The organism is Nocardioides sp. S5 (assembly GCF_017310035.1).
Lineage (GTDB): Bacteria > Actinomycetota > Actinomycetes > Propionibacteriales > Nocardioidaceae > Nocardioides.
In genome coordinates this window covers 1729911-1746861 of record NZ_CP022296.1, presented here as the reverse complement: position 1 = coordinate 1746861, position 16951 = coordinate 1729911, and the positions used below count along the sequence as shown (strand labels likewise).

Sequence of the window (16951 nt, the reverse complement as noted above, 5' to 3'; positions counted from 1 at the left end):
GCTCTGCCTTTCTGCGCGGGCCAGCTGATTCTGTCGATCAGATTCGACAGCACATGTCGGTGTGAGGCAGAAGCACTACCTCGACCGGTGAAGTCGTTGTCGATGACTGTCGACAGCACCCCAGGGGCTGGCGCAGTATGGACGGATTCGTTCGTTCCCTCAGGGGTGGGTGGTGCCGCCAGATTCTCGGGTGGAGCTGTATGCAGCCATCCGGCGTGATGCACGCTCGGGGCTGTCTATCCGGGCGTTGCAACGCAAGCATCAGGTGGGCCATGCGACCGTCGTTGCGGCGCTCGCGTCGGTGTGGCCAGAACCCCGTAAGCCGCTGCCGGCGCGACCGTCTCGCCTGGACGCGCACAAGCCGATCATCGATGAGTGGCTCCGGATCGACCTTGACGCACCGCGCAAGCAGCGGCACACCACCAAGCGGATCTTCGATCGCCTCCTCGACGAACACTCGGCTGAGGGACTGACCTACGGAATCGTCCGGCGGTATGTCGCGGAGCGTCGGCGCGAGATCCGCATCGAAGCAGGCCGCGAGCCCGCCGCCGCGTTCATCCCTCAAACCCACCTCCCCGGCGCTGAGGCCGAGGTCGATTTCGGCGACGTCTCGATCAAACTCTCGGGCCAGCAGGTCGTGTGTGCGTTGTTCTCGTTGCGGCTGTCGTACTCGGGCAAAGCAGTGCACCGCATTTTCGCGTCCGCCGGGCAGGAGGCGTTCCTGGAGGGCCATGTGCACGCATTCAGCGTCCTCGGTGGCGTCCCGGTCGGCAAGATCCGCTACGACAATCTCAAGGCCGCGGTTGCCCAGGTCATCGGGTTCAGTCGCCAGCGAGTCGAGACCGAGAAGTGGATCGCGTTCCGTTCCCACTACGGCTTCGACGCCTTCTACTGTCAGTCTGGCTTGACCGGGGCGCACGAGAAGGGCGGTGTCGAAGGCGACATCGGCTGGTTCCGCCGCAACCACCTCGTCCCGGTTCCAGAGGTCGACTCCCTCGTCGAGCTCAACGAGATGGTCGACCGCTGGGACACCGAGGACGACGAACGTCGGATCAGCAACCGCGCCAAGACCGTGGGCGAACACTTCGCGATCGAGCAACCACTGCTGGTGCCGTTGCCGATCGACCGGTTCGAGACCGGCCGCTGGTTCACCCCGCGCGTCGACCGCTACGCCCAGGTCACGGTCCGCACGAACCGCTACTCGGTGCCCACCCGCTTCATCGGCCGCAACGTGCGGATCCTGCTGCGAGCTTCCGACCTCATCGTCTACGACGGCCAGACCGAGGTGGCTCGTCACGAACGCCTGATGACCAAGGCTGGCGCGCGCCTGGAGCTCGATCACTACCTCGAAGCCCTCCTGCGCAAGCCCGGAGCAATGCCCGGAGCCACCGCCCTGGAACAGGCCCGCGCAACCGGTCGCTTCACGCCGATCCACGATGCATGGTGGACCGCAGCCCGCCGGGCGCACGGTGACGCCGAAGGGACCCGGGCACTGATCGCGGTACTTCTCCTTCACCGACACACCGCGCACGAGCAAGTCGTTGCCGGCCTCGCCGCCGCACTCCGCGCGGGTGCACTGACCGCCGACGCTGTCGCACTGGAGGTCCGCAAGGTCAGCGACACCGACGAGCCAGCCGTGCCCGTCGATCCGCCGGTGGCGTCGCCAGTCGACACCGACCGGGTGCCCTCGCTCACCGAACGACGACTTCGGGCCGCACAGCTGCCCCCGGACACTCGTCCGTTGCCCACTGTCGACCAGTACGACCAACTGCTGCCGAGCCGACGGCGCGGCCAAACATGAGAGGAAGCCGTGCCCCATGACTCAACCAACGACTCGCAGGCGACGCGGGATGACAGAAGAAGCCGCCGACGCGGCCATCGACCAGGCGTGCCGGATGCTACGGCTGCCCACCATCCGGGCCCGGTTCGATGATCACGCCAACCTCGCGAGCCGCGAGCAGATGTCCTACCGCGGATTCCTCGCCGACCTGCTGCTGGCCGAATGCGACGACCGGGCGCGACGACGCTCCGAGCGCCGCATCAAGGCCGCCGGCTTCCCCCGAGAGAAGGCGCTGCGCGACTTCGACTTCGAGGCCAACCCGAACATCGACCCGGCCACCATCCACACCCTCGCCAAGAGCGACTGGGTCAAGAAGGGCCTCCCGCTGTGCCTGATCGGCGACTCCGGTACCGGCAAGTCCCATCTGCTCATCGCCCTCGCGACCGAGGCAGCGATGGCCGGACACCGAGTCAAGTACACCCTTGCGACGAAGCTCGCGAACGAGCTGGTCGAAGCCGCCGACGAGATGGTCCTGACCAAGACCATCGCCCGCTACGGCCGCGTCGACCTGCTTTGCATCGACGAGCTCGGCTACATGCAACTCGACCGCCGCGGCGCGGAACTCCTGTTCCAAGTCCTCACCGAACGCGAAGAGAAGGCCTCGGTCGCCATCGCCTCGAATGAGTCATTCTCCGGCTGGACCAAGACCTTCACCGACCCACGCCTGTGCGCCGCCATCGTCGATCGCCTCACGTTCGGCGGCAACATCATCGAGACTGGCACCGACTCCTACCGACTCGCCCACGCACAGCGGGGCAGCGCGTAGAGATCCGAGCGACCTTCGAGCCAACGGATCCCGTCCCCACTACGTCTTCTATCGACGTAGGCCCCACATCACATGGAGGAATGAGTTGGACGCTAATCAAGAAGAACTAGTCAAGCTCCTGAAGGCTGAGCTGAATGCTGAGATGGACGAGCCCCCTCCCGGCGAGCCGGACCTGGATTTCGTCAGGAGTCAGGGACTCCGTCGCCGGCGGCTACAGACGGCGCTCAAGGCTTCGCTACTTCTCGTAGTAGTCCTGGCGCTCACGACGTTGCTACTGCTGGCTCTTCGAGGCATGTGAGAAACACGCCAGTCCCGAGCTGGGCGCGAGAGAACTGAGATCTCGCGCCCAGCTCGCGGTCTGTCAGGAGAAACCGTTCACCCATCCACCGCACGAAACGATGGATCCCCCGTTGGTCCTGCAAGCTCGGATGGAGATCCCTGCATCTTCAGTGATGGAGTAGCTTGCCGAGTTCGAGCTGCCGGCACCGCCCAAGGCATAGACAGTCTCGACCGCACCGTTCGGACGAAGCAGCTGCGCGGCTGCGCCATATCCGTCCGTTGCCGTGTCGCTGGCGGTCAGCGTGTTTGAGCCGTCCGTCCAGCTCGCAGTGACTCCCGTGGTGGTCGCCGAGAAGCTGTTGGCCGAGGCGGGCGACGCCATGACCAAGGTCGCGGCGAACGTGACTGCCGCGCATGTGAAGATCTTCGAGCGCATAGTTGTTGTTTCCCCGTCACCGGCGACACGTGCAGGCCCAGGGCAGGCTGGGCAACGCGTGCGTCGAAGGGATCTTCGGCCTCGATGAAGTGCTGCCGGCACTCATCGACAATTTCGGGCCGCCTCGCCCCTACTGCTCCCAGTTCTCATCGACAACCGCTGCCAGAACTGGTCGACATAGCCAGCCAGCATTGCCGCCCGCTTGCAGCACCATCGAGGGGTGGCCTATGCGTGCAGGTAGGCGGCATCGACGACGCAGGTGGTGAAGGCCCCGAGTCTCCTAGGGTTTCCCGCCTCAGTAGCGTCCACGCATTCTCGGCCCAGATCGCGCCTGCCATGACGGCAAAAGTTCGCGCGGGGAACGCGCGAGGTGCAGAGTGTGGGACACCCGGTGACTGCGATGAACTTTGGACTGCCGTGACATCGCTGGCGACGCTGCGCTCCGGGATGACTAAGCCCAAGACGCCGTTGCCGTTCTGGGGTACTCGGCTTCTCTTGGTCACCTGTTCGGCGTCAACTTATGGATCCTCAAACTGCCCTCGTATGCCGGGATCTGATCCGGTGGGTCACCCGATCCGCACGTCGCCGCTGGCCTCGACGGAAGTCAGGCCGTCGGCACCCAAGTATCGGACCGACACCCGACGACGGCCGGGTTTCAGACCCTTGAACCGTGCAGATGCCCGTCCGTCGACGAGCCGCACAGAGCGCCGACGGCCTCCCAGACTCACCTCGACATCTCCGGCAGGGCTCACCGCCACTCCGGCCGGGGCTTGGACATTGACCTTGATCTGAGCGCTGCCAGGGCCGCCAACGGTGCGGACTTTGGCGCTCGGAACTGCAGTCACCGGGCCGACCATCGACGACAGCTGGCTTGCCTGGACGCGTCCTTCGTACGTCGCAGTCACGCGGGCAGAAAGCTGCGTTCCGAAGTCCTCGGGAGCGGCTACATAGGTGGTCTGGGTCGCTCCGACGATCTCCATCCCGTTGCGAAGCCACTCGATCGTCAGGGCGGCATCTGGCGGATCGTAGGCGCCCGGCTGCAGGAGCAGCTGGGAACCCACGCTGGCCGTGCCAGTGATCGTGGCGGGGGCCAGGATCTGCACGGGCTGCGAGGCGACCTCGGCTTCTCGGATGAGCTTCCCTGCGCGTCGGCGGATGATCGGGAGGGCGTCGTAGAGGTACCGCCCTGGACACGCCGTCTCGTTGGTGTCCCGGTGCCCAGCGATGACGCGCAACAGGACGAGGTCATTGGCATCGTAAAGATCGCTGCCTTCGGACCGGACACGAACCCTGCCCCTCGGCCAGCCACCATTCTCGTGCACCTTCCACGCTGCGATCTGCGCCACGGACCGGAGGACCGAGCGGGCCGGGCGCACTTCGTCGAAGTTTCCGATCACAGCGATGCCGGTCGAGGACGAGTTGAATCCTCGCGTGTGCGCGCCCCGTACCAAGCGCTCCGGTCCCCCGGCACGCCCCTCCCAGACCCCGCCGAAGCGATCGACGAGAAAGTTGTAAGCGATGTCGGACCAGCCCAGGTAGTGGGTGTGGTAGCGGTAGATGCCACGAATGAGTGTCGGCACCTGATCGCTCGAGTAGTCGTTGGCGTTGGCCGTGTGGTGGACGTGGACCTGCTGCATCATGTGGTTGTAGGCGGGTCGGCCATTCCGCCAGGTCTCGTCCGCACCCCAGTCCTGACGGGAGAACAGCATCGGCTCCAGCACCGCCGGCGCGCTCTTGCTCGACAAGGAACCGATCGAGCGTGTGCCAAGCAACGAGTCCGACCGGCTGGGCCTGGGATAGAGCAGGACGAGCCGCAGTTTGTCCGGGCGGGCGCCCGAGACCTCGAACTGGATCGCTGTCGAACGCCCGACCCACGCCAGCTCGGTCCCTGTGTGCTCCGAGCGACCTTCTGCTTTCGCGTCCTGCCCCCCGTGCATGGGGGGCACCGCGGTCCACCGTCCCCAGTCGCCGCCCCGACGCGAGCGGATACGGAACGAAGGCGAAGCCTCACTGTCGGCCGCCCAGATGAACGCCGCCATGGTGTACGTCGTGGTCTCAAGGCGATCTGAGCGCCAACGCTGCGACCCCGCAGCGCTTAACGAATCATCGGTGACGGGAAGCTCGAGCGAAGCCATGTCGGAGGTCTCGTGGGTCTTCAGCACGAGTCCACCGGGCTGTTGGCGAGATCTCGAGTCGTCATCCAGCAAACGCGCGGAGACCCCGGCTGCCGCGATCGCTGCCAAACCCCCCGCCGCCTTGAGCATGTGCCTCCGACGGGCTGTGATTGGGCGAGGCGGCTGCGTCACTTCAGCATCATCAGTCACACGATTGATCCTACGTCACATAGTAGTTAGACAGGATGGGTGTTGTTCAATGATTCCTGCGGCTGTTGACGACCACGATGAAGAGCGCGACACCCAACCCAGCAAGGAGCGGTCCGAACATCGCCCACGACCGAGACTCGCCGCCACCGCTCAGGCCGAGGCCGTAGTACGTCAACCAGGCGCCGATGGCCACGAGCGAGGTCGCCACTAGAATTTGTGCCACGGACGCCACCATGCCCCTCATCTGCACTCCCTCACTCCTCTGCATGATGCACGTCGCTAGCCAGACCCTCGCCCGCTCGCCGATCAATACCAGCCCTCCGGATCCACTGGACTGCCGTTGGCAAGCACCGTGAAATGTAGGTGGCATCCGGTGGACCAGCCCGAGTTGCCGACGGACCCGATGACCTGTCCACGGCGCAGGCGATCGCCGACGTCCACCGAGTAACCAGCAGCGTGGTTGTAAACGAGGGTCACGCCCTTGCCGCCGGCTCCACCGACGTCCACAAAGAGGCGATAGCCGTAGACATCCGAGTAGTACATCGACGTCACCACACCCGCGGCGCTGGCCCACAGCGGTTGACCGCAGGCGGCCGCGTAGTCAATTCCGTCGTGCAGGCCCCAGTACTTGAAGATCGGGTGCGCCCGGTAGCCGAAGGGGGACGTCACAGAACCGGCGACGGGGGCCATCAGGAAGCCATCGGCAACGACCGCTGAGACGCCGTTGCCTCGTGCCGCCTGCGCGGCCCGACGGCGCGCCGCAGCTCGGATGCGCTCGCGGATTCGGGCTTCCTCGGCTTCCGCCCGGCGCAGCACGGCGAGGTCGCGCGCGCGTGTGCGCTCTGCCCTCTGACGCGCTCGCCGACGTTGCCGCACCGATTCCCGGACCTCCTGGGCAGCCGACCGAGCTCGGTTGCGCGCCTTCTTCAAGTCGTCAAGACCTGCCGCAGCCGCTCGCTGCTTGGTCGCCACCTCCAGTGCGTCTTCCTCAACCCGTCTCTCGCCGACCTCGGCCAGCACCTGGGTGGCCCGAAGCGTTTCGTACACGCGGGTCTGCTTGTCCAACAGAGCCTCCGTCGCCGACTGGCGACGCACCAGATCCTCGGTCGAGGCTGAGTTGAGGAGCGAGCTCAGCGCTAAGAGCGCAGGGTCATCCCCCTGGTAGAGACCGACCACGGTGTCGACAACCGCCTGTTCCTGGACTGTCACCCCAGCAACCGCTGAGGAGAGGGTCGCTTGGGCATCGCCGAGACGATGCTCCGCGTCCCGGAGATCCAACCGCAGGGCCTGGTCACGCTCACGGGCGGCAACGACGGCATTACCCATCGCAGCGAGCTCCGCTTTGGCGTCCTGAAGCCTGATGCGGGCACCATGCAGGCGTTCGGTCGCGGCCGCGAGTCCCGCGCTCGACTCCCCCACCCGGCGCTCGGCGCGCTGGCTACGGCTTGCGGCGCCATCGCGTGCGTCGTGGAGGTCATCCGCACCGACTGCAGCCGTCCCCGATGCCGCGAGGGGAGACAGGGTCGTCAGAGCCACAGTCAGCCTCATCGCCAGAGCCAGCATCACGTCCCGTCTCGCTCGGGCCATTCTTGGTCGCTGGCCGCGTCGTGCGCGTGACCCGGTTGCGGGTCAGGCGCGGCGGATGGCATCTCCGCGCCTTGGGAAGCCATCGGGGGGGAGCCACCGCTGGGAACACCGGACGGCTTAGCGATACCTGGCGGCACGGCCGAGGGTTTGGTCGTGAACCACACCAACGCCCAGATGCAGGAGAAAAGCAACACCGGGGCACCGCCGAAGACAAGTAGCACCTGCCACCACTGCACCCGCGACCACTCCCTCGGCGTGTCGTGCCAGCTGGGCACGCTGTTTATCTTCTAAGTATCGTAGTAGATAGGGACTCAACACCCGGACCGCCGCGCCGCCGGCGGCCGAGCCGGCAGTAATCACCCCTGCCGCTGTGACAACGACGCCGACGTCGATGAGACCGCAGCCCCCCGATCGAGACGGATGACGGGCTGGTCGACCACGAGACCCGCGTAGGGCGCCGAGTACGGTCAGATGTTCCTCAATGTGGCGCTCGAGCACCACTCGCACTAGGTCGACGTCGAGATCGCCACCTTGGACTCGGCCGCGACAGCGGCGGTGGAGATGGCCTGGAACCGGCGCAGCCGCAGGCTGTTGGACACCACGAACACCGAGGAGAAGGCCATCGCGGCGCCCGCGATCAGCGGGTTGAGCAGACCGAGGGCGGCCAAGGGCAGTGCCGCGACGTTGTAGGCGAAGGCCCAGAACAGGTTCCCCTTGATGGTCCGCAGGGTGCGGCGAGACAGCCGGATCGCGTCGACAGCGGCGCGCAGGTCGCCGCGGACGAGGGTGAGGTCCGAGGCCTCGATGGCGACGTCGGTGCCGGTGCCCATGGCGATGCCGAGATCCGCGGTGGCGAGCGCAGCGGCGTCGTTCACGCCGTCGCCGACCATCGCAACCGTGCGGCCCTCACGTTGCAGGCGCTCGACCACGGCCACCTTGTCGGCCGGAAGCACCTCAGCGATGACTTCGTCGATGCCCACTTCTGCGGCCACCGCCCGGGCTGCCCGTTCGTTGTCACCGGTCAACAGCACCGGCCGCAGTCCGAGCTCCTTGAGCTCGGTCACGGCCAGCGCGCTGGTGGGCTTGATGGCGTCGGAGACGACCAGCACGCCGCGGGCTGCGCCGTCCCAGCCTGCGGCGATGACGGTTCGGCCTTCCTGCTCGGCAGAATCGACCACCCGTGCGAGGTGCGGGTCGAGGGGTTGGCTCCATTCCTGGGCAAGCCAGCCGGGCCGGCCCGCCACCACCGCGTGGCCGTCAACGACCCCAGCGACGCCGAGGCCCTGGGACGAGGTGAATCCCTCAACGTCGGGCAGCTGCGGGTCGAGTCGTTGGCTGGCGCCCGTGGCGATGGCTTGACCGATCGGGTGTTCTGATGCGTTCTCGAGGGCCCCGACCAGCCGGAGCAGGTCGACGCCGTCGACGTCGTCGGCGGGGACGGCCTCGACGAGTTCCATCCGTCCGGTGGTCACGGTGCCGGTCTTGTCCAGGACGATGGTGTCGACCACCCGCGTGGACTCGAGCACCTCGGGGCCCTTGATGAGCACGCCGAGCTGGGCCCCGCGGCCGGTGCCGACGAGCAACGCGGTGGGTGTGGCCAGCCCGAGGGCGCAGGGGCAGGCGATGATCAGCACCGCCACTGCGGCGGTGAACGCCGCGGTGACGCTGTGGCCGGTCAGCAGCCAACCGGCGAGCGTGGCCAGGGAGAGAGCGATCACGATGGGAACGAAGATCGCCGACACCCGGTCTGCGAGGCGTTGAACCTGCGCCTTGCCGTTCTGGGCGTCCTCGACCAGCCGTGCCATCTGGGCGAGCTGGGTGTCGGCTCCGACTCGGGTGGCCCGGACCACCAGGCGTCCGCCGGCGTTCACGGTGGCGCCCACGACGGCGTCACCGATGCCCACCTCGACGGGGACCGGTTCTCCGGTGAGCATGGAGGCGTCGACGGCCGATGTGCCGTCCTCGACGACTCCGTCGGTGGCGACCTTCTCACCGGGCCGCACGAGGAATCGGTCCCCGACCGCGAGCTGGCTCACCGGCACGCGCACCTCTGTGCCGTCGCGGAGGACGGCCACGTCCTTGGCGCCCATGTCGAGCAGGGCGCGGAGCGCCGCCCCGGACTGTCGCTTGGCGCGGGCCTCGAAGTAGCGGCCGGCGATGATGAAGGTGGTGACCGCCGCCGCCACTTCGAGGTAGATGTGGACATCCGCCTCGCCGTCGGGGAAGAGGTCGAACGGCATGCGCATCCCGGTCATCCCCGCGTGGGTGAAGAGCAGTGCCCACAGCGACCACAGCCAGGCGGCGGAGACTCCGACGGAGATGAGGGTGTCCATCGTGGCTGCGCCGTGGCGGGCGTTGGTCACGGCAGCGCGGTGAAACGGCCATGCTCCCCAGACCACGACGGGTGAGGCCAGGGTCAGGGAGATCCACTGCCAGTTGTCGAACTGCAGCGCAGGGATCATCGACATGGCCAGGACCGGCGCAGTGAGCACGGCGGACACGATCAGGCGCTGGCGCCAGCTCGCGGCCTCGCGGTCCCGGTCGTCGGACTCGGTGTCGGCCCGGGTGTCTTCATCGCCGGCGGCCGGGCTCGGCGCGATCGCGCTGTATCCGGTGGCCTCCACCACGGTGACGAGGTCGGCGGGGGTGAGGTGCGGCGGGTAGCTGACCTTGGCCTTCTCGGTGGCGTAGTTGACCGTGGCGGAAACGCCGTCGAGCTTGTTCAACTTCTTCTCGATCCGCGCGGCGCAGGAGGCACAGGTCATCCCGCCGATTGCGAGCTCAACGTCGTTGAGGCCACCGGGCGTGCTGGTCTGCAGTGTCATGACTGTTGCCTCCTGCGGGGGATCGTGGTTTGAGGTGAAGGTCGGGATCCTCAGGCGAGCTGGTAGTCGCCGGCCTCGTCGAGGGCGGCGGACACCTGCGATTCGTCGAGGGGTTCGGCGCTGGTGACCGTGACGGACGAGGTGCCGCCCGCAACGAGGTCCACGGTGACGTCGCTGACCCCATCTAGGCTCTTGAGCTCGCTGGTGACGGCGCTGGCGCAGTGGCCGCAGGTCATGCCGGTGACGGCGTAGGTGTTGGTGGTCATTTCGTTCTCCTTCGTTGCGGCGGTGGCGGCCGATTCAGTGTTGGTGCTAGTGGAACTTCCGGTCCGGGTGTTGGATCCGCAGCCGCATCCTCCGCAGCCGCACCCACCGCGGTTTGCGGCGGTGTCGAGCAACGGGAGATCGCGGCTGGTGTCGGTCGTGGGCATTGGTGCTCCTTCGTTGGGCGGGTCGATCATGAGCGGACGAGTCGTCGGATCGCTGCCGAGGCCTCGTTGAGCTTCTGCTGGGTCTCGGCGGGGTTGGTGGCGTCCGTCAGGCAGTGCTCGAGGTGCTGGTCGAGGAGAAGCAGCGCGACGCCTTCGAGGGCTTTTGTCGCGGCCGAGACCTGGGTGAGGATGTCGATGCAGTACTGCTCCTCGTCCACCAGGCGCTGCAAGCCGCGGATCTGGCCCTCGATGCGGCGCAGCCTCGTCAGGACTGCCTGCTTCTCGGTGATGTAACCCGGTTCGACAGCCATCGAGACATCCTCTGCTTGTACCTGGTTGGGGTCCTCTGCCTGAGGTTCGACTATACCCCCACGGGGTATCTATGCAAGGTTGTCGGAAAGACCTTCATCGAACCTTCATCGAGGTCGGTTCCCAGTCTTTAGGGTCGGGCGCGGAGCTTGCTGGGGCCTGCTCGAGTGCCGGCGTGGGTGATGACATGGCTTCCCCCAGGGCGCGCTGGGTTCGACACCGTCCAGCGTCGGTGGGGTCCTCGGCGAAAACGGGCGAGTTAGTGTGAAGGTTCGCTGAAGATGCCCGGCCGGTGGAGTCGGAGGACTACCGGAGGCCGGGTAGCCGCACGGTGAACGTGGCACCGAGTCCGGGCCCGGCGCTGGTCACCGAGATCCCACCGCCATGCGCCTCGACGATTGCCCGGGCGATGGCCAGCCCGATGCCCGAGCCGCCTTGACCACGGTCGCGGGCGGTGTCGGCACGATAGAACCGGTCGAACAGGTGCGGCAGGTGCTCCACCGCCACCCCCTGACCGGTGTCGGCGACGCGATACTCTACCCAATGGTCGATCCGGCGGCAGGCCAGGGTCACGGTCCCACCCGCCGGAGTGTGGCGCAGGGCGTTGTCGAGAAGGTTGCCGAGCACCTGTCCGAACCGGTCCACGTCGACGCGGACCGGGCCGGCATCGGCGAGCTCGGTGCGCAGGTGTACCCCCTTGGCGGCGTACCGGTCCCGGGCGACGTCGGCGGCCGCGGCAGCCACGTCGGCGGCGGCCAACGGTCGCAGGGTGACGTCGAGTCCCTCCTCCGCCCGGGAGACCGCTGTCATGTCCTCGGCGAGGCGGCGCAGGCGGCCTGTCGAGCCGCGGATTATGCTCAGGGTGTCGTCGTCCAGGGCTCGGACGCCGTCCTCGACGGCCTCGAGGTGGGCGTCGATCGTGGCCAGTGGCGTGCGCATCTCGTGGGCCAGGTCGGCCAGCATGCTGCGCCTGGTCGACTCAGTCGCTTCGAGCCTCGCCGCGAGGCGGTTGTAGGTCAGTGCGAGCGAGGCGAACTCGTCGCCCAGGCCCGGGTCGGGCACCCGGGCGTCGTACCGGCCGGCGGCGATCTCTGACGCTGCGACGGCCACGTTGCCGATCGAACGCTCCATCCGGCGGCTGAAGTACCACGAGACCGCCAACGCCGCGACGACAGAGGCGAGCAGCGCGAGTGAGGCCGAGACGAGCAGTGCCGATGCGAAGGCCTCCTCCACGTGACGAGTCTCCTCAGCGGTGTGGGTGTCGCCGGCCTGCTGGAGGTGGTCGCTGAAGATGCTGGGACCGACGACGGAGGCGACCAGCCAGGTCGTCAGTGCACCGGCCACCAGCACCAGGGCCTGGGCGACCAGGAGCCGCGCGGCGAACCGCGGCCGGGTACGGGCCATGTCCGGCGGCGGTGCGGGGCTGGTCACTGCCCTGTGCCCATTCGGTAGCCGACGCCGCGGACCGTCCGGATGAACCGGGCATGGGTCGCGTCGTCGGACAGCTTGCGGCGCAGGTGACCAACGTGGACGTCGACCAGGTGCTCGTCACCGACCCACGTCGGCCCCCAGACGGCGTCGATGAGCTGGCGGCGGCTGAATGCCATCCGCGGGCGCTCGGACAGGGCGGCGAGGAGGTCGAACTCGGTGCGTGTCAACGCCAGTGGTTCCCCGTCGAGCCAGACGTCGCGTCCCAGCGGGTCGATGATCAGCGCGCCGAAGGTATGGGCGCCTTCCAGAGCATCGGACGAGGTTCCCAGTGGACGGGGCCTGCGGAGCATGGCTTGGATCCGGGCCATCAGGATCCGGGGGCTGAACGGTTTGGTCAGGTAGTCATCAGCCCCCACCGATAGCCCGATGAGTGTGTCGACCTCCTCGCTGCGTGCTGTCAACATCACCACGTAGGCATCGGAGAAGGTGCGCAGCTGCCGACAGACCTCCACACCGTCCAGGCTGGGCAGGCCCAGGTCCAGCACCACCACGTCCGGGTCGACGGCGCGGGCGGCCTCCACCGCCTCGAGCCCGTCATGAACCACCGCCACCTCGAAGCCGTCGCGCTCGAGGTAGCTGCCGATGAGTCCGGCCAGCTGCGTCTCGTCCTCGACCACCATCGCCCGGAGACCGGTTCGAGGGCGGCCACCCGCGGCACCCGCTTCCGGTGAGCCGGCCTTCTCGTCCATGACGTCCTCTCCCATACCCGCCATGTTGGCAGTCCGCTGCCCCGCAGCCGTAGGTCAGCACCGGTGAGGGCAGGATCTTCAGCGAACCTTTACATGAACGCCATCGAGACGCAGTGGTGCCCGGGCGATCGTGGGAGTCACCAAGCCAAGCGAAGGAGCTGAGGACGATGATGGGCTGGTATCACGACGGCATGGGTTGGGGCGGTTGGATCGTCATGACCGTAGCCATGGTTGCGTTCTGGGGGCTGGTGGTCTTTGCCGTCCTTGCCCTCTTCCGCACCCAGCGCTCCGGTGATCCCACCCCGGACCGGCGCGACCCGATGCAGATCCTCGACGAGCGGTTTGCCCGAGGCGAGATCGACGAGGACGAATACCACGCCCGCAGCAGTGTGCTGCGTGGCTCGGTGCACTAGCACGTTCGTCCCCTTCCCGCCTCGCACACCTCGCCCTCGCAGAAGACGAGTCAGGAGCCCCACTTTGTCTGAGATCACCCGTCGCGCCGTCCTTCGCGGAGCCGCCGGACTCGCAGGGGTGACCGCCCTCGGGGGCCTCGCCTCCTGCAGCCGGACCACCGGCACGGCCGTCGGCCCCGTCGCCGACGCGGTAGCCGCGGCGGAGGCGGCACGCCGGAAGCCCGGAGGTCGGCTCGTCACCGCCCGACTCACCCCCCAGCCGTTGACCCTGGACCTGGGGGGCCGGACCGTGAGCACGTGGGCCTACGGCGACACCGCACCTGGGCCGCTGCTCCGCGCCACCGCCGGTGACGTGCTCCGCGTCGATGTCGACAACCAGCTCCCCGCCACCACGAGCGTGCACTGGCACGGCCTGGCGCTGCGCAACGACATGGACGGCGTACCGGGCATGACGCAGGACCCGATCGCTTCGGGAGGGACCTTCAGGTACGAGTTCACCGCCCCTCACCCGGGCACCTACTTCTACCACCCGCACTCCGGAGTCCAGCTGGACCGTGGCCTGTACGGCGTCCTGGTCGTCGACGACCCGGACGAGCCGGGACGGTACGACGCCGAGTGGATCGTCGTACTGGACGACTGGGTCGACGGGACCGGTCGCACTCCGGACCAGGTCCTCGCCGAGCTACAGCAAGCCGGCGGCGAGGACTCCATGGGCGATGACTCCATGGGAGACATGCATGACATGGGCGGCATGGGCGGCATGGACGGCATGGACGGGATGGGCCACGGCTCGATGGGCGGGTCGATGGGTGGGACGGAGGCCATGCAGTCACCGCTGCTGGGTGGTGCCGGGGACATCGCCTACCCGCACTATCTTCTCAACGGCAAGACTCCCGCGGATCCGGCCACGCTGTCGGCAAAGCCGGGTCAACGCGTTCGGATCCGCTTCGTCAACGCCGGCTCGGACACGGCGTTCCGGATCGCCGTCGGTGGGCACCGCATGACCGTCACGCACAGCGACGGCTTCCCCGTCGTGCCGGTGCCCACCGACGCGCTGCTGATCGGAATGGGCGAGCGCTTCGACGCCACCGTCACCCTCGGCGACGGCGTGTTCCCACTGGTCGCCTCGGCCGAGGGCAAACAGGGTCAGGCGCTGGCCGTGATCCGCACCGGCGCCGGTCGCCCACCCACTGCCGACATCAAGGTCCGCGAACTGTCGGGCAAGGTACTGCTCGGGACCGCCCTGTCGGCGGCCGAGTCGGTCCGTCTGGACCCACGACCGGCCGACCGAGGCCACGACCTGGTCCTGGGCGGCACCATGACGCCCTACCGATGGACCATCAACGGCAAGACGTTCCCCGACGCCGACCCGTTGCGGTTGAGCCAGGGTGAGCGGGTGCGGCTGCGGTTCGTCAACCAGTCGATGATGTTCCACCCCATGCATGTGCACGGCCACACCTTCGCCCTGACAAACGGCGGGGCCCGCAAGGACACCGTCATCGTGCGCCCGATGGCGACCCTCGACGTCGACCTCGAAGCCGACAACCCAGGCCAGTGGGCAACCCACTGCCACAACATCTACCACGCCGAGACCGGCATGATGACCACGCTTTCCTACCAGGCACAGGAGTGACGATGTCCGACCCTCACGCCACGGGCCGGGAGGTAGCGAACGACCGCCTCGACGAGCCCAGGGCCGACCACGCAGCCGATGAGGATCCGCAGCCTCGGGGCGCCCTGGCCACCGTCTGGAGTGCGGTGACCGCTGTGGTCGGTGGCATCATGGGCCTGCTCCCCCACCTGCTGCACCACGTCGGGATCCTCGGCGGAGCGGTCCTGGTGACCGGCGCGACCGGCAACGTGCTGTTCGCCGTCTTGGGCCTGGTCTTCTCCCTGCCGCTGCTCCGGCGCCTCTACCGGCGCTTCGGCTCCTGGAAGGCACCCACCATCGCGCTGGGCGTGTTCGCGCTGATGTTCTCGCTCTCGGCCTTCGTCATCGGCCCCGCCATCAGCAACGACGACCCGAAACCAGACCGGGACCGCACCCCCGTGCAGACCCCAGACCCTGACGAACACGAGGGCCACCACGACTGACAACCCATTCGATACCGAGCGAACGACGAAGGAGGCCCCATGGACACCGCAGTCTCCCTGGTGCAGGCCTACCTGCACGTCAACGGCTACTTCACCGTCGCCGAGCACCCGGTGCTCGAGAGCATGCGCGGCAACCATGTGCGCACCGTTACCGACCTGGACATCCTCGCCTATCGCCTACCCGGTGCCGGCGACGACCTCCTCCATCGGAACACCCGACGCGCACCCCAGCGCCAGAGCCCCGATGTCGACCCGGCCCTCGGCGCACCGGCCGGCCGAGCCGACATGATCGTGGGCGAGGTCAAGGAGGGCCCGGCGCGGTTGAATCAGGCGCTACGCGACGCGGCGACACTGGAGGTCGCATTGGCACGGTTCGGCTGCTGCCCTGTGGACGAGTCCCGTGACGTCTCCCGTCGGCTGCTCAGCCACGGCCGTGCGGACACCAGCGGCGGCCACGAGATCCGGGTGGTGGCCTTCGGCAACACGCCCGACCGACTAGGTCACGGTCCATGGCTGACCGTTCCGATGAGCCACGTCGTGGACTACCTCCAACGACATCTCCACGACCACTGGGACGTGTTACGCCACGTGCAGATCCACGACGAGGGACTCGCCGTCCTGGCGCTGATGGAGAAGTGGGGGCTCGGCCGCTTCGCCGCAGACCGATCTCCCGGCCCGTGAGGAGGCGCGGCACATGGCCGAGTGTGAGTGCAGCCAACTACATACACCCCGCCGCGTGGTCCTCACCGGCGGGCCGGGAGCAGGCAAAACGGCCGTCCTGGAGCTGGTACGCCGTTCGCTGTGCCGACACGTCAGGATCCTGCCGGAGTCCGCAGGCGTCGTGTTCGGTGGCGGGTTCCCGCGCGACGAAGACACGCAGTGCCGGCGCGCCGCCCAACGGGCGATCTTCCATGTCCAGAAGGAGCTGGAGGCCACCGGAGATGCGCACCGCCCGGCAATCGTCCTGTGCGACCGCGGCACGGTCGACGGGATCGCGTACTGGCCAGGGCCACCGGATGACTTCTGGACCTCCACTGCCACCACTATGGACGCCGAGCTGGGCCGGTACGACGCCGTGCTGCACCTGCGCACGCCCACGGCCGACCAGGGGTACAACCACCAGAACCCGCTGCGGACCGAGTCAGCGCTGCTTGCGGCCGATGTCGACGCCCGCATCCTTCAGGCCTGGAAACGGCACCCACGTCGCCACGTCATCCAACCCACCGGCGACTTCATCGAGAAGGCGACTCGAACCCTCGACCTGCTGCGAGAAGAGCTGCCTGCCTGCTGCGCCAGCCACCTGGGCATCACCACTCGCGGACGATGACTCCGGCGCTGTGAAGGTCCGCCCGACAAGGGCCCCCAGCCACGTCCGGCGCACCCCGGCGCGCTTCTTCAGCGAACCTTCACAAGACGGCTGGCGTCACCTTCACCCTCCGGGGAGATCCTCGAAGTGGACCAGGAAAT

16 protein-coding genes are annotated in these 16951 nt (G+C 67.7%); 7 read left to right on the top strand and 9 right to left on the bottom strand.

Annotated elements, in window-relative coordinates:
- Nucleotides 1-172: 172 nt before the first annotated feature.
- Together istA and istB are read left to right on the top strand one after the other, a co-directional pair.
- On the top strand, nt 173-1801 hold the full coding sequence (istA, locus tag CFI00_RS08750) for an IS21 family transposase (RefSeq protein ID WP_207084799.1): 1629 nt from the start codon (nt 173-175) through the stop codon (nt 1799-1801).
- 49 nt (nt 1802-1850) lie between these two features.
- Nucleotides 1851-2606 (top strand): IS21-like element helper ATPase IstB, encoded by a 756-nt coding sequence (gene istB / locus CFI00_RS08745; RefSeq protein WP_277988362.1) that lies wholly within the window; start codon nt 1851-1853, stop codon nt 2604-2606.
- Between the two features lie 361 nt (nt 2607-2967).
- Here istB and CFI00_RS08740 read toward each other — a convergent pair whose 3' ends face one another.
- From CFI00_RS08740 to CFI00_RS08700, 9 genes are all read right to left on the bottom strand, one after another.
- Complete coding sequence (locus CFI00_RS08740; protein WP_207084797.1) at nt 2968-3321, bottom strand: hypothetical protein; 354 nt, start codon at nt 3319-3321, stop codon at nt 2968-2970.
- 566 nt (nt 3322-3887) lie between these two features.
- Nucleotides 3888-5483 (bottom strand): N-acetylmuramoyl-L-alanine amidase, encoded by a 1596-nt coding sequence (locus CFI00_RS08735; protein ID WP_207084796.1) that lies wholly within the window; start codon nt 5481-5483, stop codon nt 3888-3890.
- Nucleotides 5484-5691: 208 nt separating this feature from the next.
- Nucleotides 5692-5868 carry a hypothetical protein gene (locus tag CFI00_RS08730; protein ID WP_207084795.1) on the bottom strand — a complete coding sequence of 59 codons (177 nt, stop codon included), beginning with the start codon at nt 5866-5868 and terminating at the stop codon, nt 5692-5694.
- Between the two features lie 83 nt (nt 5869-5951).
- A complete protein-coding gene (locus CFI00_RS08725; RefSeq protein ID WP_207084794.1) occupies nt 5952-7181 on the bottom strand; it encodes a M23 family metallopeptidase in 1230 nt (409 codons plus the stop codon).
- Nucleotides 7182-7738: 557 nt separating this feature from the next.
- Nucleotides 7739-10057 (bottom strand): heavy metal translocating P-type ATPase, encoded by a 2319-nt coding sequence (locus CFI00_RS08720; RefSeq protein ID WP_207084793.1) that lies wholly within the window; start codon nt 10055-10057, stop codon nt 7739-7741.
- 50 nt (nt 10058-10107) lie between these two features.
- Nucleotides 10108-10323, bottom strand: a complete 216-nt coding sequence (locus CFI00_RS08715; RefSeq protein ID WP_207084792.1) for a heavy-metal-associated domain-containing protein — start codon at nt 10321-10323, stop codon at nt 10108-10110.
- 191 nt (nt 10324-10514) lie between these two features.
- Nucleotides 10515-10799 (bottom strand): metal-sensitive transcriptional regulator, encoded by a 285-nt coding sequence (locus CFI00_RS08710; RefSeq protein ID WP_129479102.1) that lies wholly within the window; start codon nt 10797-10799, stop codon nt 10515-10517.
- 304 nt (nt 10800-11103) lie between these two features.
- Complete coding sequence (locus CFI00_RS08705) at nt 11104-12201, bottom strand: HAMP domain-containing sensor histidine kinase (RefSeq protein ID WP_207084791.1); 1098 nt, start codon at nt 12199-12201, stop codon at nt 11104-11106.
- A 23-nt stretch (nt 12202-12224) separates the two neighbouring features.
- Complete coding sequence (locus tag CFI00_RS08700; RefSeq protein ID WP_207085430.1) at nt 12225-12908, bottom strand: response regulator transcription factor; 684 nt, start codon at nt 12906-12908, stop codon at nt 12225-12227.
- Nucleotides 12909-13144: 236 nt separating this feature from the next.
- On the opposite strand from CFI00_RS08700, the gene CFI00_RS08695 reads away from it, so the two are divergent.
- The 5 genes from CFI00_RS08695 to CFI00_RS08675 all read left to right on the top strand — a co-directional run bounded on the left by CFI00_RS08695 (nt 13145) and on the right by CFI00_RS08675 (nt 16811).
- On the top strand, nt 13145-13390 hold the full coding sequence (locus tag CFI00_RS08695; RefSeq protein ID WP_207084790.1) for an SHOCT domain-containing protein: 246 nt from the start codon (nt 13145-13147) through the stop codon (nt 13388-13390).
- A 64-nt stretch (nt 13391-13454) separates the two neighbouring features.
- Nucleotides 13455-15023, top strand: a complete 1569-nt coding sequence (locus tag CFI00_RS08690) for a multicopper oxidase family protein (RefSeq protein WP_207084789.1) — start codon at nt 13455-13457, stop codon at nt 15021-15023.
- A gap of 2 nt (nt 15024-15025) precedes the next feature.
- On the top strand, nt 15026-15484 hold the full coding sequence (locus CFI00_RS08685) for a hypothetical protein (RefSeq protein WP_207084788.1): 459 nt from the start codon (nt 15026-15028) through the stop codon (nt 15482-15484).
- A 39-nt stretch (nt 15485-15523) separates the two neighbouring features.
- A complete protein-coding gene (locus CFI00_RS08680; RefSeq protein WP_207084787.1) occupies nt 15524-16165 on the top strand; it encodes a hypothetical protein in 642 nt (213 codons plus the stop codon).
- Nucleotides 16166-16220: 55 nt separating this feature from the next.
- Nucleotides 16221-16811 (top strand): ATP-binding protein, encoded by a 591-nt coding sequence (locus CFI00_RS08675; protein WP_207084786.1) that lies wholly within the window; start codon nt 16221-16223, stop codon nt 16809-16811.
- Nucleotides 16812-16951: the final 140 nt, after the last annotated feature.